1 pseudogene is annotated in these 647 nt (G+C 42.5%); it reads left to right on the forward strand.

Features of this window, described 5'->3' with window-relative positions:
* Positions 1-647 (forward strand): annotated as a pseudogene (locus ACFIJS_RS09230) (hypothetical protein); the annotation flags it as partial.

The raw sequence follows: 647 nt of genomic DNA on the forward strand, positions 1-647 counted from the left end.
ATTAAGGAAGTTACGCAAGGAGTTGCGCAGGATTCTTTGTTGTGGAGCAAGGAAGAAGAATCCTTCCTAGCAAAACACGGAGAAGGAGAAAAAACCAATAGCAAGATTAAGTATCTTGCCAATGGAGATATAGCAGAAGATTCTACGGAAGCTATAACAGGTAACCAGCTTTATTCAATGAACAATACGATTTCTGGTTATTTAGGTGGAGGTGCTAAGTATGCAGAAGGGCAATGGACAGCACCAAGTTTCCAAGTTGTGCACTACAATGCTGATGGTAGTGGAGGTAGTGAAGAGAGTTACAATACTGTAGGGGAAGCCTTTGGCGGTGTTAATAGTACTTTCACGAATCTGAATAATGAAATTATCGATGTAAAGAACAATCTGCTTGTTACGCAAGATGGAGGGGTAAGTTTATTCAGAAGTAGTGAAGAGAGTAGTAGGGGCGCCGGTACAATCAGCATTGGTAAGAATGTAGATGGCAACGAAATTAGTATTTTGAATAAAGGTAGTGAAGGGCGCATTATTTCTGGTCTGATGGGCGGAAGCATCGCTAAAGATTCAAACCAAGCCGTTAATGGCTCACAGCTTTATTCGATGGGAGAGACGGTTGCTCAGTATTTTGGCGGTGGCGCTGGATATACGGG

Origin of the sequence: Bartonella sp. OT172YNZD (assembly GCF_042193725.1) — a bacterium.
Classification (GTDB): Bacteria; Pseudomonadota; Alphaproteobacteria; order Rhizobiales; family Rhizobiaceae; genus Bartonella; species Bartonella grahamii_A.